This is a genomic window from Natronorubrum texcoconense (assembly GCF_900100335.1).
In the GTDB taxonomy this organism is placed as follows: domain Archaea; phylum Halobacteriota; class Halobacteria; order Halobacteriales; family Natrialbaceae; genus Natronorubrum; species Natronorubrum texcoconense.
Genome location: NZ_FNFE01000001.1, coordinates 1,153,665 through 1,174,805, shown reverse-complemented (window position 1 = coordinate 1,174,805; position 21,141 = coordinate 1,153,665). Strand labels below are relative to the sequence as shown.

General features: G+C 63.9%; 14 protein-coding genes. 8 read left to right on the top strand and 6 right to left on the bottom strand.

Going from position 1 to position 21,141, the window contains the following annotated elements; all coding sequences use genetic code 11:
* Positions 1–109 precede the first annotated feature (109 nt).
* Complete coding sequence (locus BLT08_RS05525; protein WP_090303745.1) at positions 110–1,567, bottom strand: cytochrome P450; 1,458 nt, start codon at positions 1,565–1,567, stop codon at positions 110–112.
* Between the two features lie 82 nt (positions 1,568–1,649).
* On the opposite strand from BLT08_RS05525, the gene BLT08_RS05520 reads away from it, so the two are divergent.
* Positions 1,650–2,306: a helix-turn-helix domain-containing protein gene (locus tag BLT08_RS05520; RefSeq protein ID WP_245724149.1), complete on the top strand. Its 657-nt coding sequence runs from the start codon at positions 1,650–1,652 to the stop codon at positions 2,304–2,306.
* A gap of 124 nt (positions 2,307–2,430) precedes the next feature.
* Here the strand turns inward: BLT08_RS05520 and BLT08_RS05515 are convergent, their stop codons facing one another.
* Positions 2,431–3,585: an NAD(P)/FAD-dependent oxidoreductase gene (locus tag BLT08_RS05515; protein ID WP_090303744.1), complete on the bottom strand. Its 1,155-nt coding sequence runs from the start codon at positions 3,583–3,585 to the stop codon at positions 2,431–2,433.
* A gap of 117 nt (positions 3,586–3,702) precedes the next feature.
* Entirely contained in the window at positions 3,703–4,623 is a 921-nt protein-coding gene (rocF, locus tag BLT08_RS05510) for an arginase (RefSeq protein WP_090303743.1), read from the bottom strand.
* 86 nt (positions 4,624–4,709) lie between these two features.
* Here rocF and BLT08_RS05505 point away from each other — a divergent pair, with 86 nt between their 5' ends.
* From BLT08_RS05505 to BLT08_RS05495, 3 genes are all read left to right on the top strand, one after another.
* Complete coding sequence (locus BLT08_RS05505) at positions 4,710–5,390, top strand: metal-dependent transcriptional regulator (protein ID WP_090303742.1); 681 nt, start codon at positions 4,710–4,712, stop codon at positions 5,388–5,390.
* A 153-nt stretch (positions 5,391–5,543) separates the two neighbouring features.
* The gene (locus tag BLT08_RS05500; protein ID WP_090303741.1) at positions 5,544–6,476 is read left to right on the top strand and encodes a ZIP family metal transporter; all 933 of its coding nucleotides are present in this window, start codon (positions 5,544–5,546) and stop codon (positions 6,474–6,476) included.
* 141 nt (positions 6,477–6,617) lie between these two features.
* Positions 6,618–7,151: an Rrf2 family transcriptional regulator gene (locus tag BLT08_RS05495; protein WP_090303740.1), complete on the top strand. Its 534-nt coding sequence runs from the start codon at positions 6,618–6,620 to the stop codon at positions 7,149–7,151.
* Positions 7,152–7,270: 119 nt separating this feature from the next.
* Here BLT08_RS05495 and gyrA read toward each other — a convergent pair whose 3' ends face one another.
* Positions 7,271–9,811, bottom strand: a complete 2,541-nt coding sequence (gyrA, locus tag BLT08_RS05490) for a DNA gyrase subunit A (protein WP_090303739.1) — start codon at positions 9,809–9,811, stop codon at positions 7,271–7,273.
* An 18-nt stretch (positions 9,812–9,829) separates the two neighbouring features.
* Complete coding sequence (gene gyrB / locus BLT08_RS05485) at positions 9,830–11,761, bottom strand: DNA topoisomerase (ATP-hydrolyzing) subunit B (protein WP_090303738.1); 1,932 nt, start codon at positions 11,759–11,761, stop codon at positions 9,830–9,832.
* Between the two features lie 405 nt (positions 11,762–12,166).
* Here gyrB and BLT08_RS05480 point away from each other — a divergent pair, with 405 nt between their 5' ends.
* Positions 12,167–12,424 carry a hypothetical protein gene (locus BLT08_RS05480; protein ID WP_090303737.1) on the top strand — a complete coding sequence of 86 codons (258 nt, stop codon included), beginning with the start codon at positions 12,167–12,169 and terminating at the stop codon, positions 12,422–12,424.
* A 99-nt stretch (positions 12,425–12,523) separates the two neighbouring features.
* Here the strand turns inward: BLT08_RS05480 and BLT08_RS05475 are convergent, their stop codons facing one another.
* On the bottom strand, positions 12,524–15,982 hold the full coding sequence (locus BLT08_RS05475; protein ID WP_090303736.1) for a PAS domain S-box protein: 3,459 nt from the start codon (positions 15,980–15,982) through the stop codon (positions 12,524–12,526).
* Between the two features lie 164 nt (positions 15,983–16,146).
* Between BLT08_RS05475 and BLT08_RS05470 the strand changes: the two genes are divergently transcribed.
* The 3 genes from BLT08_RS05470 to BLT08_RS05460 all read left to right on the top strand — a co-directional run bounded on the left by BLT08_RS05470 (position 16,147) and on the right by BLT08_RS05460 (position 20,898).
* Positions 16,147–17,151: a potassium channel family protein gene (locus BLT08_RS05470; RefSeq protein WP_090303735.1), complete on the top strand. Its 1,005-nt coding sequence runs from the start codon at positions 16,147–16,149 to the stop codon at positions 17,149–17,151.
* A 157-nt stretch (positions 17,152–17,308) separates the two neighbouring features.
* Entirely contained in the window at positions 17,309–19,810 is a 2,502-nt protein-coding gene (locus BLT08_RS05465; protein WP_090303734.1) for a DNA topoisomerase VI subunit B, read from the top strand.
* The gene (locus BLT08_RS05460; RefSeq protein WP_090303733.1) at positions 19,807–20,898 is read left to right on the top strand and encodes a DNA topoisomerase IV subunit A; all 1,092 of its coding nucleotides are present in this window, start codon (positions 19,807–19,809) and stop codon (positions 20,896–20,898) included. Before BLT08_RS05465 ends, BLT08_RS05460 begins: the two co-directional genes overlap by 4 nt.
* Positions 20,899–21,141 lie beyond the last annotated feature (243 nt).

The following is a 21,141-nucleotide window of genomic DNA, read 5'->3' as shown; positions in this document are numbered from 1 at the left end:
CTGAACACGACAGATTTCGGTCGCGATTAGCCAAGCCAAAGCGATCCCCGCCGTTGCATCGCCTGAAAGTGTCGACCTCGTTGGATCCAGTCAGGAGATGATGGTCGTCTCAAAGAGCGTCAGCATCGACTCGCAGTCGAACCGGGCCGTCGGGCTGTAGTGTCGCGCTCGGGGCAAAGGACAGCGTCTCGGTGACCGGGCTGAACCGGTACCGAGAGAGCACCACCGCGAGAGTCAGCCGGAGTTCCAGCAGCGCAAAGCGCATCCCGATACAGTGGCGTGGGCCCCCGCCGAACGGAAAGTACGCGTACTCCGGACGGGACGACTTCGGTGCCGACCCCCGGTCTCTCCCTTCTCCCTTCGATGTCGTCCAGCGATCCGGACGGAACGACTCGGGGTCGTCCCACCAGCGCGGGTCTCGATGGCACGTCCACGGCGACAGTGCGAGGACGGTTCCGGCCGGGACTCGAGTGTCCAGCAGGTCGACCGAACGAGCGGGCTCGCGAAAGAACACGTGTACCGGCGGATAGAGCCGAAGCGTCTCGTCGACGACGCGGTCGACGGCCGGAAGCGCGTCGGGTGCAGCCGCGCCGTCCGGATCGGTCGCGGGGTCGCCGAACTCGGCGATCGCGTCTCGAACCGTCGCCTGTTCGTCGGGCTCGGTCGCGAGCGAGTGGAGCGCGTAAGTCAGGCCGAGTGCGGTCGTTTCGTGGCCGGCGAACAGGAACGTGACGACGTTGTCCCGGAGCGTCTCGTCGTCCATGCTGCCGTCTGCGGTCGCGGCGATGAGCATCGACAGGAGGTCCGTTCCGGAATAGCGCTCGTCCTCGATAGCGGTTCGTCGGTCGTCGATAATCCGATCGATGGTCCGACGGAGATCCACGAGCGAACGTCTGTAGCGTCGGTTTGTCGGTGAGGGGATCCACTCCGGGAGGAACGCGCCGACGCGCCGGGAGTCGTATCTCGCGGCGATAGCGTCGGCCGCTCGAGCAACGACGTCCCGCTCCGAACCGGGATCGATTCCGAGCAGGGTGTCCGCCAGGACCGCGAGGGTGAGCTCGCTCGCTGCGTCGGCAACGTCGACGATTTCGCCGTCCGTCCAGCCGTCGGCCATCGTCGCGGCGTTCTCAGTCATTGCGTCGGCGTAGCCGGTGATCCGCTCGCGGTAGAACGCGGGCTGCATCGTCGACCGCTGGCGCTGCCAGTCGTCGCCTTCGGCGAGGAAGATCCCGTCGCCGAGGAGGCTCCCGATCTGTCGTTGCATCATCTCTCCCTTGTGGTACGCATCGTCGCCGTCGACGAGGACGGTCTGGACCCCTTCGGGATGAACGACGACGTAGCACTGGTCGGTGAACATTCGGTAGGGCAGCAAGTCGTGTCCGCGTGCCGCGTCGAAGAACCCGAGCGGGTCGCCGGTTATCTGGTGGAGGTTGCCGATTACGGGTAGCGGTTTCGGACGATCCGTTCGGTCGCCGCCAATATCGGTGGGATCACCGCGGTCCTCGTCGGTGGACGCCGCGTCGCTACCGGTGCTGGTCCTCTCTGAAGCACGTGTCTCCTCGCTCATACCAGCGAATCGATGCCCTGAAACCCTCGTCGTTCTCACGGATACATCCGCCTATTTATAAGCTCAACCCGTCGGTATCGGTATGCGATCGTTTACGGTGGCGATCCGAATTCCGGAGTGGGTCCAGCATCCGATGCATCGATTGATCGACGACCACGAGGCGGTTCATCGGAGCGAGCTACTCGAGTGGAACGTCACGGGCGAGCAGCGTACTGCACTGGTGTTTCGCGTGCTCGCCGACCGCGACGTTTACGAGCGGGCGCTCCGAGAGACGGCGTCGATCCGCGAGTACGAACTGGTAGACGGCCGAGCCGACGAACTGTACCTCTACGTCAGGGATACGCCTACAGAGAGCGATCGGGAGCTGTACGACGCGTTCACGGCAACGAACCTCGTCGCCGTGCCGCCGATCACGTTCCTCTCTGGTGGTCGACTCACGATACAGATGTTGGGAACTGCCGCTGACGTCGATACCGTCGTAAACGCACTCCCCGGCGGGTTCGACGTCGAACTCGAGGCCGTGACTGCGATGGGGCCGACCGGCGGTCGCGTCGGACTGACCGAACGACAGCGAGAAACACTGGCGGCCGCCGAGCGAGTCGGCTACTACGACATCCCGCGTGAGGGAACCGTAAATGACGTCGCAGACGAGTTGGGACTCGCGACGAGTACGGCCGGCGACCACCTGCGGAAAGCGGAGGCGACGCTCGCACGGAGCTATCTCGACGGTCGGTTCTGAGACGTCACGCGTCCCCTGTTGTACGTGTGGACGCTATCGACGACACTGTGAATATCGACGCAACGGATCCCACCAGCACTGCGAAAAGATCGACTCGAGCGCTCGGAACTGGGACGTGGCCGGGCTACAGCGACGACCAGGACTTTCGGGCGACGTTCCAGGACGTGATGTCCGCGATCCAGCGGGCGGCGATCATCTTTTTCAGGTTCTTCGCGGGGAAGCCGCCGAAGGTGTCGACGGGGAGCATCTGCACGTCGTGGGCGACTGCTTTCTCGCCGACGGAGACGACGGTCCCTTTGTCGTTGTACTCCCAGGTCTTGAGCGGGCGGTTCTCGATGGCGCGCGAGATGTTCTCGCCGGCGACCTCGGCGGCCTGCCAGGCGGCCTGTGCGGTCGGCGGTGCGGGCTGGTCGCCCTGATCGATGATCGCCGAGTCGCCGATGGCGAAGACGCGTTCGTTGGAGGTCTGGAAGTTCGCTTCCGTGTTGACGCGGTTGTGTTCGTTCTCGAGGTCGACGCCGTCCATCGCGTCGCGGCCCGTGATGCCGCCGGTCCAGACGAGCACGTCGTGGTCGAGCGGTTCGCCCTCGTCGAACTCGATGACGTCCTCTTTGGCTTCGGTGATCGGGTCGTCCGTGTGGATCTGGACGCCGGCGTCCTCGAGGAGGTCGCGCAGCGCCTGCTGAACTTCCGGATCGTTGCCGGGGAAGATCTCCTCGAGCGCCTCGACGAGGTGGATCTCGATCGGCGCGCGGTGGTTGTCGCGGAACTCGGCGATCTCGCCGGCGGTCTGGATGCCCGAGAGACCGGCGCCGCCGATGACGACCTGTGCGGGTTCGCCGCGGGTGGCGGCCTGACTGGCGTCTTTGACGGCCTCGTGGATCTCGAGGGCGTCGTCGAGGCTCTTCAGCGTCAGCGAGTGGTCCTCGAGACCGGGGATGCCGTAGTAGGCGGTCTGGCTGCCGAGGCCGACGAGGACGTAGTCGTAGTCGACGTCGTCGCCGTCGGCGAGTTCGACGACCTGCTCGTCGACGTCGAGGCCGGTGACTTCGTCCTGGATGAACCGGGTCGACGGATCGGCGATATCTTCGACCGGGAACGTGATGTCCGATCGAACGTTCGGGTCGCGAATCACGCGGTGAGATTCGTGCAAAACGAGATGATAGTCGACGTCTGCGATCCACGTTAGCCGCGCGTTGCCCCCGAGCTCCGATTGGAGCTTGTTGATCGCACCAGCACCGGCATAGCCCGCGCCGAGCACGACGACGTTCTCAGTCATATTCGACAGTCTGATACACTACGATACAAAGGTGTTGGAACACGCATCGTGTTGTGGCGTGTTCTCACCTCACAGTATCCGATGTTCGGAAAATCGGACTCCTGACAGGTGTCGAACTCAGAGAATTTTGTTTCCGAACGCGCTTGCAGTCAGTTCGGCTCCGAGCGTCGCCGTTTCGTTCCCCTCGTCGAGGATCGGGTTCACTTCGACGACGTCCATCGACCGCAGGATTTCCTCGCTGTCGTGGCGCTCGGAGACGGTCTCGAGTGCGGCGTGGGCTTCCCGATAGGTGACGCCGCCGCGGACGGGCGTCCCGACGCCGGGAGCCGCTTTGGGGTCGAGCCAGTCGAGGTCGAGGCTGACGTGGACGCCGTCGGTGCCGCCGGTTGCGACGTCGAGTGCATCCTCGACGACGGCCGTCATGCCGCGTTCGTCGATGTCGGCCATCGTAAACGCCGTCATCTCGCTGTCTCGGACGAGTTCGCGTTCGCGCTCGTCGATGCTCCGGAGGCCGACGTACGCGATCGACTCCTCTCGGACGCGCGGCGCGGTGGCCCACTCCATCTCCGCGAACGCACCGTGGCCGAGCGTCGCGGCGAGGGGCATCCCGTGGACGTTTCCGCTGGGTGAGGTCTCGGGCGTGTTCAGGTCGGCGTGGGCGTCGAACCAGATCGCGCCGAGGTCGGCGTCTCGAGCGGCGCCGTGCATCGACCCGATGGCGACCGAGTGGTCGCCGCCGAGGACGAGCGGAAACTCGCCGTCGGCGAGCGTCTCCGCGACCTGGTCTCCCAGCCGCGTACAGATATCTTCGACCTCCTGGAGGAACTTGGCGTTCCCTCGATTCGGGCCGCCGGCGTCCGGATCCCGTTCTTCGGCCCGTGGGATAGCGAGGTCCCCGGCGTCGACCGGATCGACACCCGCGCGCTCGAGTCTGTCGGAGAGTCCCGCGTACCGGATAGCGGACGGTCCCATGTCGACTCCGCGACGATCCGCGCCGTAGTCCATCGGCGCACCGATGATTCTGACAGTCGTGCCCATACGTCCAGTTTACGACCGGGCGATTTGATGGTGACGGTCGAGACGGCGACAGATTTAGGGTTAGATGGCCCTAAATCTCAAATAGAATGATGCTGAGCGACGTGATGGAAGACTACCTCAAGGCGATCTATCAGCTCCAGCGCGAGACCGACGAGCGGATCAAGACGTCGGCCATCGCCGAGGAGCTAGACGTCACGTCGCCGACCGTCACGAGCATGCTCGATAAACTCGAGGAACGGGGCTTCGTCGACCGCGAGAAGTACCGCGGCGTCACGCTGACCGACGAGGGCGAGACCGTCGCCCTCGAGGTCGTCCGCCACCATCGACTGCTCGAGGCCTATCTCACCGAACACTTAGACTACGACTGGGCGGAGGTCCACGAGGAGGCCGACCGGCTCGAACACCACATCAGCGAGGACTTCGAGGCCCGCGTGGCGGACGCACTGGGTCAGCCGACGGTCGACCCCCACGGCTCGCCGATCCCCAGCGCCGACCTCGAGCCGCCGGAGCGTCCCGACGGCAAATCCGTCACCGAGTTCGAAGAGGGCGACGTCGTCGTCGTCGAGGAGGTCGCCGACCGCGACGCGGACGTCCTCTCCTACCTCGCCGACCACGGCGTCGAACCCGGGGTCGAACTCGAGATCGTCGAGGTCGCGCCGTTCGGGATGATCACGGCGCGCTCGAGCGAGCACGACGAGTCGGTCTCACTCCCCGACACCGTCGCACACCACGTGCGCGTAGCTCGTGGAGCGGAGATCGAACAATAGCGCGGGCCGGACCATATCCGTACACAAAATCGATCTGGAAGTTTGTTTAGACTCGATCTAACGGATCGTGCGTGGAAAAGATATATGTTTAGACGTCTCTAATCGATGCGTAATGACGACTCGAGTGTGTGTTGCTGGAGGTGACGGTTCGCGATGACGGATCGATCGATATACGATCTCCCTCGCTGGCTGTTAGCGATCGGTCCCCTCCTCGTGTTGGGGGCTATTTTCGGAGCGCTCTATCTCACTTCGCCGTTCGGTGACCTCGGAAGCGTGGACGAAGCGAGCACGGCGGATATGCTCTGGATGCTGACGATAATCGGGGCGATCGCCGGTATCATTCCGGTGTTAGTCGGGATGCTCTGGTTTCCGTTCATTCGCGATCTCGATCCGCGGTACTTACACGCCTTCATGGCGCTCGCTGCTGGTGTCCTCGTCTTCATTGCCGTCGAGATGACCGAAGAGGTCTTCGAGTACAGTGCCGACGCCGAGAGCACCGTACTCGCTGCCACGTTGGCCGTCGTCGGCGTCGGGGGGACGTTTCTCGTCATGTACGCAGCCAGCGAGTGGCGTCAGCGCAAAATGGCGGACCAGCAAAAAAGCGGCCTCGAGATCGCCTATCTGGTCGCGCTCGCGCTCGGCCTGCACAGCCTCGGCGAAGGGCTCGGCATCGGCGTCGCCTACGTCGCCGGCGACGCGTCGCTGGTGATGTTGCTCGTTCTGGCGTTCGTGATGCACAACGTGATGGAGGGACCGACCATCGTCGCCGCGGTCGCCCGCGACAGGGCGGCACCGCCGCTGTACCACTTCGTCGCAATGGGCACCATCGCCGGGGGCACCGTTATTCTCGGCGGCTGGGTCGGCAGCTTCGCCCAGTCCACTCTGCTCGCGATCCTGTTCTACGCCATCGCGATCGGCGCGATCCTCCAGGTGCTCATCGAGGTCGCGGAACTCATCCGGTTCGACGCCGAAGCCGTGTTCACCCGGGTCAACGCCGCGACGTTCTCGTTCGGTTTCGTCCTGATGTTCTTCCTCGAGGACGTCCTCACCGAGGTCCTCCTCGAAGGCTGGCTCATTCCGGCGTAAGCGGTCGATCGCCGTCGGTCGAAGCGAGCGACGGACGACGAACCCAAACGCCTTACTATGACCGGTTCAAACAGCAAAATCTGAGTGAATCAGCCCGACATACCCGTCGGGTTTAAGGAAATCAATTACGAACAATAAAGTATGTCATCCATCGAACTCACCCCCAGCCAGAAGAAGATTCTCCGTGCATTGACAAATCTCCACAAGGAGTCCGAATCCGCGATCAAGGGCGAGGACATCGCCGAGCAGGTCGACCGGAACCCCGGAACGATCCGCAACCAGATGCAGAGTCTCAAGGCCCTGCAGTTGGTCGAAGGTGTACCAGGTCCGAAAGGTGGCTACAAGCCGACTGCCGCAGCCTACGAAGCCCTCGAGATCCAGCAGATGGACGACCCCGCTTCCGTCCCGCTCGAGCACGAGGGCAACCCCGTCCAGGACGTCATCGTCGAGGAGATCGACCTCTCGAGCGTCCACCACCCCGAACTCTGCCGCGCGGAGATTCACATGCAGGGCCCGATGGGCGAGATTCACGAGGACGACTCGGTCATCGTCGGCCCGACGCCGCTGTCGAAACTGGTCATCGAGGGCCGCGTGGACGGCAAGGACGACACCAACAACATTCTCATCCTGCGAATCGAAGACATGGTTGCGCCAGCCGAAGAGCCTGCACACTGAGTCATCTACAGTTCTCGCCCCTTCATAGCGTACCCCGTACTCGAGAGTATCCAACGACGCTCCGCTCGCCTACTGTGCTCGACGGCGCTTCGACGCGCAAAAAAATTGCTGCGGGCCGCTCAGTTCTCGTCGCCGTCCGCCTCGACTTCGCCGTCCGCATCGGAAGCATCGGTTGCCTCGCCATCGTCGTCGGCCTCGGCGTCGGCCGCTGCGGCAGCCGGAATGTCGTCGACGCTCGCAACCGCGTCGCCGTCCTCGACGGCCATCACGATCACGCCCATCGTGTTCCGACCGACTTCGGAAATTTCGTCGACGCGAGTGCGGACGATCTGGCCGCGCTCGCTCATCATGACGAGCTGGTCGTCGTCGTCGACGGCCTTGACGGCCGTCACGGGACCGTTTCGCTCGCCCGTCTTGATGTCGATCAACCCCTTCCCGTAGCGCGACTGAGTGCGATACTCGGAGAGCCGGGTCCGTTTCCCGTAGCCGTTCCGGGTGACGGTCAACAGCGCCTGTCCGTCCTCCTCGTCCGTCGCAACGAGGCCGGCGACCGCGTCACCCTCTTGCAGTTTGATGCCGTTGACCCCGCGGGCGTTTCGGCCCATCGCACGGACTTCGCTCTCGTCGAACCGGATCGTCATCCCGCCCTCGGTGGCGATGACCAGATCCTGCGAGCCGTCGGTGACCTCGACGTCGACGAGTTCGTCGCCTTCCTCCAAGTCGGCCGCGATGATCCCGGTCGTGCGGATGTTCTCGAAGTCGTCGCCGGCGGTTCGCTTGACGTAGCCGTGGCGGGTCGCCATGGTCACGTACTCGTCCTCGCCGAAGGCGTCGGTGTCGACGATAGCGGTAATGTCCTCGCCGGGGTCGAGATCGAGGATGTTGACCGCCGATTTCCCGCGGGCCGTCCGGCCCATCTCGGGAATTTCGTAGGTCTTGAGCTGATAGACTTTGCCCTGATTGGTGAAACAGAGCAGGTAGTCGTGGGTGTTCGCCCGGAACACCGTCGTCACGCGGTCGCCCTCCTTGACGTCCGCGCCGATGATCCCCTTGCCGCCGCGTCCCTGGGGATCGAAGTTCTCGATGGGCATCCGCTTGACGTAGTCGTCTTCGGTCATGACGACGAAAACCTCTTCTTCCGGGATGAGATCCTCGTGGGTGACCGTCCCCTGATCCTCGATGATCGAGGTGCGACGATCGTCCGAATACTCGTCTTTGATCTCCAGCAACTCGTCTTTGATGACCGCGAGCAGTTCCTGCTCGCTCTCGAGGATGGTCGTCAGGCGCTCGATCTCGGCCTGGACCTCCTCGTACTCGTCTTCGATCTCGGCGGTCTCCATCGAGGTGAGGCTGCCGAGTTGCATCCGGACGATGTGTTCGGACTGGGCCTGTGAGAAGTCGTACGCCTCCTGCAGGGCTTCTTTCGCGGCCGAGCGATCCTCGCTGTTCCGGATCAGTTCGACGACGTCGTCGGCGTTCTCGACGGCCGTCAGCCGACCCTCAAGGATGTGTTCTCGATCCTCGGCTTCCTCGAGATCGTACTCGCTGCGACGGCGGACGACCTCGCGTCGGTGGGCGACGTACTCCTCCAAGGTCTCTCGAAGCGAGAGCACCTTGGGCTGGCCGTCGACCAGCGCGAGGTTGATGACGCCGAACGTTTTCTCGAGATGGTTCTCGAGCAGCCGGTTTTTGACGACCTCGACGTTCGCGCCGCGTTTACACTCGACGACGACGCGGACGCCGTCGCGGTCCGACTCGTCGCGCAGGTCCGAGACGCCTTCGATCAGGCCCTCGTTGACGTCCTCGGCGATGCGCTCGACCATCCGAGCCTTGTTCGCCTGATAGGGGAGTTCGGTGATGACGATGCGTTCTCGGTCGTTCTTCCACTCTTCGACCTCGAACTCCGCGCGGACGCGAATCCGACCGCGACCGGTCTTGTACGCCGAGTAGATGGCGTCGCGACCGACGATGTTCGCGCCGGTCGGGAAGTCGGGGCCCTTGACGTGCTCCATCAGGTCCTCGACCGTCGCGTCGGGGTTGTCGATCAGCTCGACCGTCGCGTCGATCACCTCGCCAAGATTGTGCGGCGGGATGTTCGTCGACATCCCGACAGCGATTCCTGAGGAGCCGTTGACCAGCAGGTTCGGGAACGCCGCCGGAAGCACGTCGGGTTCCTGCAGGCGGTCGTCGTAGTTCGCCGAGAAGTCGACCGTGTCCTTGTCGATGTCCTCGAGCAACTCTTCGGCGACGGGAGCCATCCGAGCCTCAGTGTATCGAGGCGCTGCGGCCGGATCGCCGTCCATCGAACCGAAGTTCCCCTGCCCGTCGACGAGGGGATAGCGCATCGAGAAGTCCTGGGCCAGTCGGACCAGGGTGTCGTAGATCGCGCTGTCGCCGTGCGGGTGGTAGTCACCCATCGTCTCCCCGACGATCGAGGAGGATTTCCGGTGGCTGCTGCCGGAGGAGACGCCCATCTCGTGCATCGCATACAGGATGCGCCGGTGGACCGGCTTCAGCCCGTCCCGGACGTCCGGGAGGGCCCGCCCCGCGATGACGGACATCGCGTAGTCGATGTAGCTCTGCTCCATCTCGTCTTCGATGCGGACGTTTTCGACCGCCCGTGCCTCTACGTCAGTCGGTTCGGGTACGTCTGAACTCATGTAGTTACGTCACCTCGTCTAAATATCGATCCACTCGGCTTCGGGAGCGTGATCTTTGATAAACTGCTTGCGCGGTTCGACGGCGTCGCCCATCAGCACGGAGAACATCTTGTCCGCGGCGGCCGCGTCCTCGACCGTGATCTGCTTGAGGATGCGGTTCTCGGGGTTCATCGTCGTCTCCCAGAGCTGTTCGGGGTTCATCTCGCCCAGTCCTTTGAACCGCTGGACCTGAGTCGGGTTGCCGTCGCACTTCTCTTCGACGATCTCGTCGCGCTCGGCGTCGGTCATCGCGTCGTACGTTTCGCCGCGGTAGCGAATCCGGTACAGCGGCGGCTGGGTCGCGTAGACGTAGCCACCTTCCAGCAGCGGACGCATGTGCCGGTAGAAGAACGTGAGCATGAGCGTCCGGATGTGGGCGCCGTCGACGTCGGCGTCGGTCGCCATGATGATCTTCTTGTAGCGGACGTCCTCGACGTCGAACTCGTCGCCTATCCCCGCACCGATGGCGGTGATCATGTTCCGAATTTCGTCGTTCTCGAGGATCCGGTCAAGTCGGTGTTTCTCGACGTTCAGGATCTTCCCCTTGATCGGCAAGACGGCCTGGAACTCCGGATTACGGGCCTGTTTCGCGCTGCCGCCTGCGGAGTCACCCTCCGCGATGAACAGTTCGGCCTCGTCGGGGTCTTTGGTCTGGCAGTCGGCCAGCTTTCCGGGCAGCGAGGTCGAGTCGAGCGCGGACTTGCGTCGCGTCAGCTCCTCGGCCTTCCGGGCCGCTTTTCTGGCCTTCGCGGCCTCGACGGCCTTCATCACGATCGCTTGGGCGGTGTCGGGATGCTCCTCGAAGTAGGTGCCCAGCCCCTCGTGCATCGCGCTCTCGACGATCCCACGAACCTCCGAGTTGCCGAGCTTCGTCTTCGTCTGGCCCTCGAACTGCGGGTCCGGGTGTTTGATCGAGATCACCGCGGTGAGTCCCTCGCGGATGTCTTCGCCCGTGAGGTTCTCCTCTAAGTCAGAGAGCAGGCCGTTGTCGCCCGCGTAGTCGTTGACCGTCCGCGTGAGCGCGGTCTTGAACCCGGTGAGGTGGGTGCCGCCCTCTCGAGTGTTGATGTTGTTCGCGAAGGCGTGGATCGAACCCTGCAGCTCCTCGGTGGCCTGCATCGCGACCTCGACCTGGATGTTCTGATCCTCGTCCTCGAAGTAGATGATCTCGTCGTGCATCGCCGAGCGCGTCTCGTTCAGGTACTCGACGAACTCGCGGATGCCACCGTCGTACTCGTAGGTGTCCGTGACGAACTCGCCGTCGTCGGTCTGTTCGCGTTCGTCACGCAGCGTGATGCGGACGCCCGAGTTGAGGAAGGCGAGTTCGCGAAGCCGATTCGAGAGCGTCGAAAACGAAAATTCGTCGGCCTCGAAGATGCCAGTATCGGCCCAGAACCGAACCTGGGTACCGGTCTCCTCGTCCGGCTCCATGTCGCGAACGCGCTCCATGTCGCCGACGGGTTCGCCCGCCTCGAAGGCGTGACGGAAGACGGCGCCGTCGCGTTTGACCTCGGCCTCGAGGCGCTCGGAGAGCGCGTTGACGACGCTCACGCCGACGCCGTGGAGGCCGCCGGAGACCTGGTAGGACTTGTTGTCGAACTTCCCACCGGCGTGGAGAACAGTAAGAATCACCTCGAGAGCCGGGCGCTCGTACTCGTCGTGTGTGTCGACGGGGATGCCGCGGCCGTCGTCCGAGACGCTCACCGAGTTGTCGTCGTGGATCGTGACGGTGATGTCGTCGCAGTGACCTGCCAGTGCCTCGTCGATCGAGTTGTCCACCACTTCGTAGACGAGATGGTGGAGTCCTCGAGAATCCGTAGAGCCGATATACATCGCCGGCCGTTTTCGCACGGCCTCCAGGCCCTCTAAGACCTGAATCTGTCCGGCGCCGTACTCACTTTCCTGGGACATGTAAAACCTGCTTTCGGGTAGTGGTCGGTCCCTAATAAAAGTCACGTACGCGCGCGGGCGAGCGCTCGGTAACAGTCGGTTGATCGTATCGAGGGAGCTACAACACCGTATTAGTTGCGTTCGGCGGCCGAGTAATAGAAGATTGGAGGGTCGATACGCCGAACGCGGCGAGGGCCGCCGCGACCGTCCCCGAGACGAATCGGGATATCACGACGGTTGTGGAAATCGTCGTCGAGGACCGTGTGTCGGGCGTGCTCGAGAACGGGACGAGTCGTCCCTGGGTGGACGGTCGACGAATCGCCGGCGCCGGACTCGAACCCGTCTGACTGCCGCCAGAGGGGAGACGAGTGCGTTTATACTATTGCAGGCAACGAACGGAAACCGTGCGGATCAGTACCGACCCGTATGACCGACGGGAAACAGCAGTACGGGTCGGCCGACGACCGGCTCATCGAGGACGGAGGGACGTACGACCACGCCGAACACGGTCGCGTCGAAGTCACGGGGATCTGGAAGCGGACCCAACGCATCCAGCGCCTCGAGACGGCGCGCAGGGAAGACGAGCGAGACACGACCGTGGTCCGGTTCGTTCCTGGGGAGAACGGCGAGTGGATCGATGAACTCGCCGAACCCTGTGGCGATTTTCTCGATGCCATCGAGTGAGCGAGCGGTCGCTACGCGAGCGATACGTGGTGTCTAACGAATAATCGGGCCGTGACACCCCTGTTAGACGCGGTTCGACGGTCGCTGACCCGGCGTTTCTCACTGCCCCTCGGCCGCCGGCAGGGTAAACGAAAACGTCGTCCCCTCGCCGGGCTCGGACTCGACGCTGATTTCGCCGCCGTGGCGCTCGACGATGCGCTGACAGAGCGCGAGCCCGATTCCCGTTCCGGTGTGCTCGCCGCGGCTGTGCAGCCGCTGGAAGACCTCGAACACGCGCTCTTGATCCTCGGGATCGATGCCGATCCCCTCGTCGTGGACCGACACCACCCACTGGCGTCCTCGTCGCTCGGCGTCGACATGAATTCGAGGCGGCTCGTCTCCGCTGTACGTGATCGCGTTCGTCAGGAGGTTCTGGAACACCTGGCGTAGCTGACTCGCGTCGCCCTCGACGCGGGGCAGTCGATCGACCGTAATCTCGGCCTCGGACTCCTCGATCTGGAACTGAAGATCCGACACGACGTCCGCGAGCACCGCGTCGAGCTCGACCGGCTCGAGCGGGTCGCCGCGCGTCTCCACTCGGGAGTAGGCGAGCAGCCCCTCGATCATCTCGCGCATCCGATCGGCGCCGTCGACGGCGAACTCGAGGAATTCCTCACCGTCGGCGTCGAGTTCGTCCCCGTACCGCTGCTCGATGAGTCGGAGATAGCTCGAGACCATTCGCAGCGGCTCCTGCAGATCGTGACTGGCCGCGTACGCGAAGTGCTCGAGCCGTTCGTTCGACTCCTCGAGCTGGGCGACCGTCTCCTCGAGGCGGCGCTGGTAGGCCGTGCGTTCGGTGATGTCGCTGAGCGTGATCACGGCGCGGGTCACGTCGCCGCGTGCGTCCCTGATCGGCATCCCTCTGACGCTGAGAATACGTCTCTCGCCGTCCCTGGAATCGATTTCGAAGGTTCCGGGCTCGGTCACCTCCTCGCCTTGAAGCACGCGAGCGATCGTCCACTCGTCGCGCTCGAGCGGCTCGCCCGTGTCGGCCCATCTAACCGAGAACTGATCGTAATCGTCGAACGAGTCGGCGTCGAACTCGTCGACGCCCCAGATCTCCTTGGCGGCCCTGTTCGCCTCGACGATACCGCCGTTTTGCTCCGCGACGACGACCCCGACGGGGAGGATCTCGAACAGGGACTGAAACTGTTCTTTGTTCCGCTGGAGTTCCAGTTCGGTTCGCTTTCGCTCCGTGATATCGGTGAGCGCACCGGGGAACGTCTCGGGGGTACCGCTCTCGTCGTACTCGACGTGCCCGCGAGCGACGACCCATCGGAGTTCGCCGTCGGCGTTCCAGACGCGGTACTCCTCCTCGTACTCCTCGCCCGACTCGACGGCAGCCTCGATCCGTCGCTCGACGCGGTCGCGATCTGCCTCGTGAATCGACGACGTGATTCGATCGAGCGGAACGCCCTCGCGGGCCGCGTTCGGATCGACGCCGAGCTTCTTGGCGAACGATCGACCCGTGACGAACTGATCTTCGGGAATGTGCCACTCCCAGGTCCCGACGGCACCCGCCTCAGTCGCGGCCTCGAGTTGCGTTTTCGCGTCTTCCAGATACCGTTCTCGTTCCTTTTGCTCGGTGATGTCCTGGGCCATCATCATCCCGGTGATGACGGTACCGCGCTCGTCGGTGATCGGCACCGCGTGAATGGCCCACTCCTGGTCGGCGTAGGAAATTTCGATCGTTCGCTCCTCGCCCTCGAGTGCGGCCAGAAACGCCGGTTCGAGGTCGTCGATCATCTCCTCGGGCCACACGTCGTAGAAATTCGCGCCCTCGAGGTCCTCGGGGTCGACGGGGATCCGATCGAAGCCCTGACCCGCTGCCAGCGTGTACTCGAGATCGGGGTCGAACAGTGTGACCAGTCCGTTCGGGAAGTACTCGGCGAGGGTTCGATAGCGCCGCTCGGACTCCTCTAAGGCCTGCTGGCGCTCTTTTCGTTCGGTGATGTCTCGGAAGTAGACCGAAATACCGGTTTCGGAGGGGTAGAGGTTCGCCTCGACCCAGAAGTCGAGCGTGTCGTAGTAGAGTTCGTAGTTGGTCGGTTCCTGCGTCTCCAGTGCCGTGTGGAAGGCGTCCCAAACCTCGTCGAGATCGACGAGGTCGGGGAAAACGTCCCAGAGCTCCTCGCCGACTAACTCCTCCTCGGAGTGCTGGAGAAGCTCCTCGGCGCGGTCGTTAACGTGGGTGAATCGGAACTCGTCGTCGACGGCGTAGAACGCGTCGGAGATCCGGCTGAGCATGCGCTGTAGTTCGGTTTCGAGCTCCTGTTCGAGCTCCCACCGATCGGTCATGTCGCGAGTCACTTTCAGGTAGCCCCGGTGATTCCCGTCGTCGTCTCGGACCGCCGTTATCGTGACGTTCGCCCAGAACTGCGTTCCGTCCTGCCTGACGCGCCATCCTTCGTCTTCGACCGAGCCGTTCTCGAGCGCCTGCTCGAGATTGTGCTCGGGAACGCCCTTGGCCCGATCCGCGTCCGTGTAGAACGTCGAAATGTGTTCGCCGAGGATCTCCTCGCGGTCGTAGCCCTTGATCTGCGCCGCGCCCTCGTTCCAACTAATGATGTGGCCGTCCGCATCCAGCCGGAAGATCGCGTACTCCTCGACGGCGTCCACCAGCGAGTGAAACTCCGCCTGGTTCTCCCGCAGGGCGCCTTCCGACCGCTTCTGATCGCTGATATCGTAGTAGAGTTCGACCCGTCCGCCGGCGTACTCGCCCGACTCGATCGGTTCGCTCTGGTACTCGAGCCACCGCTCCTCGAGATCGTCGCCTGCGGTTCCGATGACTCGACACTCGAGACCGTCGGCGTAGCTACCCTCGTCGTACGTGGCCAAGACGGTCTCCGCGAACGAACCGGGTTCGGCGACCGTCTCCGCGAGGGTGTCTTCGAGCACCGCCCGGTTGTCACGACCGACGATCGACTCGCGCTCGAGTCCGAAAACGTCCTCGAACGTCTCGTCGACCCAGACGACGTCAAACGCGTCGTCGAGCACGACGACGCCGATGTTGGCATCGTCGAGAATGGTCGTGATCGACCCGGAGGAAGTGTCCGCGATATCCGTCGGTGTCGATCGCTCGACGTCGGTCGCGTGTACCTTCCGGGTGGGCCTCGAACGATCGCGGGCGACGCCGATCGTCCCCCGAAACTCGTCGCCGTCCACGATCGGATTGATCCGCAGTTCGACGGGAAGCGTTCCGCCGTCGGCCGTTCGAACGTCGAGTTCGAGGGTCGCAGCGTCGTCGTCCGACCGCAGTCGAATGGCGATTTCACGTTCGATCGCATCGATAGTCGAATCGTCGAGCAGGAGGGAAACGTGCTCGCCGACGAGTTCGTCGCGAGCGTAGCCCGTCGCATCCACGAGTTCGTCGTTGACCGCGACGAACCGTCCGTCAGCGTCGAGTTGATAGAGACCATCGTCGATCGTTTCGACGAGCGCCCGATACCGAGAGAGTGCCAGGTCGTCGTCGACCTCCCCCCAAAAGGATCCATCGGTGGCACCCGTTCGTGTACTCATAGTCGGTGGTGTACCGTGAATAGTATAAACCCTCTGGCACACTACACGGTTTTTTCAGGCACGGATCATCGCTGGAGCATTGCCACCGGCGCGGTCCGAACTGAAAAAGCCGCGTCAGTGACCGGGCCATCGTTGACGGAGTTCGGCCCTGTACTGGGAGTGAAATGAGACCGCTGTATCTGGCCGCCGGTACCGTCGTACTCGCGGCGGTGATCGTCGACATTCTCTGGACGACGCTCTGGGTCGACGGAGGGTCGGGTCCGCTCTCGGGACGGCTAACCAGTTGGACCTGGCGCGGCCTCCGGACGGTAAGCGGCGATCACCCGCGCGCGTTGAGCGTCGCCGGCCCGCTCATCCTCGCGCTCACGCTCGCGATGTGGATCGCGCTGCTGTGGCTCGGCTGGACGTTTCTCTTCGCTGGCGACCAGACGGCCCTCGTCAGCCCCCAGACGGGCGAGTACGCCGACTGGACGGGACGGCTCTACTACGTCGCCTACACGATGTTCACGAACGGAAACGGTGACTACTCGCCGACGACGGGAACCTGGGAGATCGCGAGTTCGTTCACGACGGCGACGGGCATGGCCTTCGTGACGCTGGGCGTTTCCTACGTCCTCACCGTCCTCGGAGCCGTTTCGGAGAAGCGCTCGTTCGCCAGCGACGTCACCGGGTTGGGTGAACGCAGCGAGGCGTTCGTCCGCGCGGGTTGGGCCGGCGAGAGCGAGGAGTTCGACGGGCTCGATCTCCCCCTCGAATCGCTCTCGGCCCAGCTCTCCCTGCTCGCGGACCAGCACAAGGCTTACCCGATCCTCCACTACTACCACAGCGAACAGGCCACGCGGGCCTCGGCGATGGCCGTCCCCATCTTCGACGAGGCGCTGACCATTTTCCGACACGGGGTCGACGAGGAAGCCCAACCGAATCCAACGCTGGTCGAAAACGCGCGCTCGAGCGTCGACAGCTACCTCGACACGCTCGGCACGGCGTTCATCGAACCCGCCGACGACGTGCCGCGAGCGCCGGATCTCGATCGGCTCCGCGACGACGATATCCCGATGGCCGACGGGGAGTTCGACGGGGCGCTCGAAGACCTGACGGATCGACGGCAGAAGCTGCTCGGCGTCGTCCGAGCCGACGCGTGGTATTGGCCGCCGCTCGAGAACGACTGACGGCCGCCCGAAACGGATCGAACGCCGCCCGAGACGGACGGGCGTCGACTCGTGGACCCACACGATCGGTCCACCCCCGACCCCCGCCGCCCTCACCGGGTTCACTTTCACTCCGGTAACACACACCTTTTAGCCCCGCCGTTAGTATGGAGGGACAATGACGTCGTTTCAGTCGACACTCGAGGACGAGGCGGGGATCGCCGAGGAGTTGGCCGAGAGCCAGCAGGCGATCTCGATCGCGGAGTTCTTCGAGAAGAACAAGCACATGCTCGGCTTCGACAGCGGGGCTCGAGGGCTCGTCACGGCCGTCAAGGAGGCCGTCGACAACGCCTTAGACGCCGCCGAGGAGGCGAGCATTCTGCCGGATATCTACGTCGAGATCGAGGAAGCGGGCGACTACTATCGGTTGATCGTCGAGGACAACGGACCGGGACTGACGAAGGAGACGCTCCCGAAGGTCTTCGGGAAACTGCTGTACGGGTCGCGATTCCACGCCCGCGAACAGTCCCGCGGGCAGCAGGGGATCGGGATCTCCGCGGCGGTGCTCTACGCCCAGCTCACGAGCGGGAAGCCCGCCAAAATCACCAGTCGAACCCAGGGTGCGAGCGAGGCGGAGTACTTCGAGCTCATCGTCGATACCGACGAGAACGAACCCGAGATCAGCGTCGAGGAGACGACCACGTGGGATCGGCCCCACGGCACGCGCATCGTCCTCGAGATGGAGGCGAACATGCGCGCTCGCAACCAGCTTCACGACTATATCAAGCATACCGCAGTCGTCAACCCTCACGCGCGCCTCGAACTGCGCGAACCGCAGGAGCATTTCAAGTTCGAACGCGCGACGGATCAGCTACCCGAGGAAACCGAGGAGATCCGTCCACACCCCCACGGCGTCGAACTCGGCACCGTGATGAAGATGCTGTCGGCGACGGACTCCCAGACGGTCTCGGGCTTCCTCCAGGAGGAGTTCACGCGCGTGGGCAAGAAGAGCGCCGAGTCGATCATCGACGAGTTCCGCGACCGCCACTACGGTCGCGAGATGCGGTGGCGACCGCCCGCGAGCCACGAGGATATCGACCTCCGATCGTCGATCACGGACGCGACCGTGAACAAAGGCGCCGACGCGACGGACGCATTCGCCGACGCCATCGTCGACGCGGTCGACGATCGCGATCGGATCGCCCACCACGAACTCCTCGCGGTCGTCGATTCGGCCGCCGACGACGTCGAGTCCGAGCACGGAACGACGTTCGGCGACACCGTCCGCGAGAACGCCGTCGACGTGGTCTGGCGCGCGCTGATCGACGCGCCCGGCGACGACGCGACAGGGGAGGGAGACGAGACGGTCGACTTCGACGAGGACGACGTCGACAGCGAGTCGCGACTCGTCGCCGACCTCTACGCGCTCGCCGACGACGCGACGAGCACCCGCAAGGACGACGAGGTGATCCACGCGTTCGCCGAGCGCCTCGCGGCCAAGTTCGAGGACGAACGCGAGGAGGGCGACGAGGACGCGCTCACCCGCCACCGACTCACGCACAAGCGACTTCGCTCGTTCGTCGACCGCGCGGCGGATCTCACCGAGGAGTACGATGACGTTTCGTTCGGCGACACCGCCCGGGAGAACGTCCTCGAGGCCGTCTGGGGAGTCATGGCGACCGTCCCGGACGACCCGCCGCTCGTGCGGGAGTTCAAAGGCGACCGCGACGCCGCCAGCAACCTCGTCGACGGGATGCGCGAGACCGATATCATGGCACCGCCGACGCGGTGTCTCGCCCCCATCACCGAGGAGCTGATCTCGGCCGGGCTCGAAAAGGAGTTCGAGGCCGACTTCTACTCCTCGGCGACCCGAGACGCCGAAGTTCACGGCGGCGACCCGTTCATCGTCGAAGCCGGCATCGCCTACGGCGGCGACCTCGAGGCCGAAGGGAGCGCCGACGTCATGCGCTTTGCCAACCGCGTCCCGCTGGTCTACCAGCGCGGCGCGTGTGCGACGACCGACGTGGTCAAGTCGATCGGCTGGCGAAACTACGGGCTCGACCAGCCCGGCGGCTCCGGCCTGCCGAACGGCCCGGCCGTCATCATGGTCCACGTCGCGTCGACGAACGTCCCCTTCACCAGCGAGTCGAAGGACGCGGTCGCGAACGTCCCCGCGATCGAAGACGAGATCGAACTCGCGATCCGGGAGGCCGCACGCGAACTCAAGAGCTATCTGAACAAGCGGCGATCGATGCAACAACGCCGGAAGAAACAGAACGTCCTCGGGAAGATCCTCCCCGAGATGGCCACGAAGGTCGCCGAGGTAACCGAGCGCGACGAACCCGACATCGACGACGCCATCGCCCGTATCATGAACAACGTCCTCGTCGAGCGATCGCTCGAGGAGAACGGAACCAGTCAGGCCGTTACGGTCACGGTCGAAAACAACTCCAACACCAGCGAGTCCCTCGAGATCACCGATATCGTCTCGGCCGAACCGACCGGTCTCCCCGACGACGCGACCGTCGTCGAGATGGACGGCGAGTGGTTCGTCAAGTGGGAACCGGACGTCTCGAGCGGTGAGGACGCCGCCCTCGAGTACGAGGTGGCCGACGACGCCGAGTTCGATCTCGACGTGAAGGGTGTCGAAACCGAGAAACTGACCGTCACAGACCAATGAGCGCAGACAACGACCAGCAGGCACGAGAACAGTTGATCGATCTCGCGGCGCAGTTCTACGACCAGTTCGAACTGGGCGAGATCCCGCACATGTCCGTCCCGACGCGGACGAAGAACAACATCGAGTACAGCGAGGAGCTGAACGTCTGGGTGTACGGCGACCGCGAGTCGACGCGCTCGGCCAACTCCGTTCGCGGAGCCCGAAAGCTCCTGAAGGCCGTCTACACCATCGAGTTCCTCGCGGACCAACTCGAGCAGGATCGCTCGTCTACCCTGCGTGAACTCTACTACCTCTCGGAGAGCTGGGACAACAAGGAGGCCCAGTTCAACGATCAGGACGAGTCGAACGGGCTGATCGAAGACTTAGAGATCGTCTCGGGAGTCACCCGCGAGGACTTTCACATGCGCCCCGAGGAGTCCGGCGCGAAGGTCATGGGGCCGCTTCGCATCCGCGAGCAGACCAACCGCGGCGACCGCGACATCCACTGTCAGCTCGACGTGGGACAGGGCGGGTATCAGATCCCGAATAACCCGGACACCATCGAGTTCCTGGACAACGACGCCGAGTTCGTCCTCTGCGTCGAGACCGGTGGCATGCGCGACCGACTGGTCGAGAACGGGTTCGACGAGGAGTACGACGCCCTCATCGTCCACCTCGGCGGGCAGCCGGCGCGGGCGACGCGACGACTGACCAAGCGACTCCACGACGAACTCGATCTCCCCGTCACCGTCTTCGCCGACGGTGACCCGTGGTCGTACCGCATCTACGGCTCCGTCGCCTACGGCTCGATCAAGTCGGCCCACCTGTCGGAGTATCTCGCCACCCCCGAGGCCCAGTACATCGGCATCCAGCCCGCCGACATCGTCGAGTACGACCTCCCGACCGATCCCCTCTCGGATTCGGACATCAACGCTCTCGAGAGCGAACTCGAGGACCCGCGCTTCCAGACCGATTACTGGGAGGAACAGATCGAGTTACAGCTCGAGATCGGCAAGAAGTCCGAACAGCAGTCGCTCGCTGCTCGCGGTCTCGACTTCGTGACGGACACGTATCTCCCGGAACGTCTCAGTGAGATGGGCGTTCTGTAGACGGCCATCGAACCGACGTTGCGGGAGATGAGCCGGAGCGTCTCACCGAGATGGGCGTTCTGTAGACGGCCATCGAACCGACGGTTCGGGAGATGAGCCGGAGCGTCTCACCGAGATGGGCGTCCTGTAGACGGTCCTCGAACCGACGGTTCGGGAGATGAACCGGAGCTCTCAGTGAGGGTGAGTCGTCCTACCGAGGTTTAAACGAAGTTTCGTGAGCGTCGCGACCGCCGCTGTTCCGCC

What these genes read in the sequence shown, in the direction of transcription:
- BLT08_RS05525 (WP_090303745.1), bottom strand. Translation starts at nt 1,567, where the DNA reads ATGAGCGAGGAGACACGTGCTTCAGAGAGGACCAGCACCGGTAGCGAC.
- BLT08_RS05520 (WP_245724149.1), top strand. Translation starts at nt 1,650, where the DNA reads ATGCGATCGTTTACGGTGGCGATCCGAATTCCGGAGTGGGTCCAGCAT.
- BLT08_RS05515 (WP_090303744.1), bottom strand. Translation starts at nt 3,585, where the DNA reads ATGACTGAGAACGTCGTCGTGCTCGGCGCGGGCTATGCCGGTGCTGGT.
- rocF (WP_090303743.1), bottom strand. Translation starts at nt 4,623, where the DNA reads ATGGGCACGACTGTCAGAATCATCGGTGCGCCGATGGACTACGGCGCG.
- BLT08_RS05505 (WP_090303742.1), top strand. Translation starts at nt 4,710, where the DNA reads ATGATGCTGAGCGACGTGATGGAAGACTACCTCAAGGCGATCTATCAG.
- BLT08_RS05500 (WP_090303741.1), top strand. Translation starts at nt 5,544, where the DNA reads ATGACGGATCGATCGATATACGATCTCCCTCGCTGGCTGTTAGCGATC.
- BLT08_RS05495 (WP_090303740.1), top strand. Translation starts at nt 6,618, where the DNA reads ATGTCATCCATCGAACTCACCCCCAGCCAGAAGAAGATTCTCCGTGCA.
- gyrA (WP_090303739.1), bottom strand. Translation starts at nt 9,811, where the DNA reads ATGAGTTCAGACGTACCCGAACCGACTGACGTAGAGGCACGGGCGGTC.
- gyrB (WP_090303738.1), bottom strand. Translation starts at nt 11,761, where the DNA reads ATGTCCCAGGAAAGTGAGTACGGCGCCGGACAGATTCAGGTCTTAGAG.
- BLT08_RS05480 (WP_090303737.1), top strand. Translation starts at nt 12,167, where the DNA reads ATGACCGACGGGAAACAGCAGTACGGGTCGGCCGACGACCGGCTCATC.
- BLT08_RS05475 (WP_090303736.1), bottom strand. Translation starts at nt 15,982, where the DNA reads ATGAGTACACGAACGGGTGCCACCGATGGATCCTTTTGGGGGGAGGTC.
- BLT08_RS05470 (WP_090303735.1), top strand. Translation starts at nt 16,147, where the DNA reads ATGAGACCGCTGTATCTGGCCGCCGGTACCGTCGTACTCGCGGCGGTG.
- BLT08_RS05465 (WP_090303734.1), top strand. Translation starts at nt 17,309, where the DNA reads ATGACGTCGTTTCAGTCGACACTCGAGGACGAGGCGGGGATCGCCGAG.
- BLT08_RS05460 (WP_090303733.1), top strand. Translation starts at nt 19,807, where the DNA reads ATGAGCGCAGACAACGACCAGCAGGCACGAGAACAGTTGATCGATCTC.